This is a genomic window from Vibrio frigidus (assembly GCF_042465995.1).
Classification (GTDB): Bacteria; Pseudomonadota; Gammaproteobacteria; order Enterobacterales; family Vibrionaceae; genus Vibrio.
The window spans coordinates 1-255 of sequence record NZ_JBCDMC010000071.1 but is presented as its reverse complement, the minus strand read 5'-3'; the positions used below and the strand labels follow the sequence as shown (position 1 = coordinate 255).

Genomic DNA, 255 nt, shown 5'->3' with positions numbered 1-255 from the left:
TGATACTGACATTATCGAATTGGTTAACGATATCTTCGGTATGCCATCCTGCACCATCCATTATCACCACTGCATGACGCCCACTTTGGGTCATTTCAGATATCTGTTTCAAGTGTTCAATCATAATGTCTTTATTGACCCAAGGGACGACCATTGCCTCACCTATACCTCTTGCGGGACAAACGGAACCAAACAGATAGGCGTATTCAAATTGCTGCTGTTTCACAACTCGAGGCCGAGTTCCTCGTTCTGCCC

General features: G+C 45.5%; 1 protein-coding gene. It reads right to left on the bottom strand.

Annotated features, from left to right (window positions below; translation table 11 throughout):
* On the bottom strand, window positions 1–255 hold a 255-nt coding region (locus AACW90_RS23045), incomplete at both ends, for a transposase (protein ID WP_390239394.1).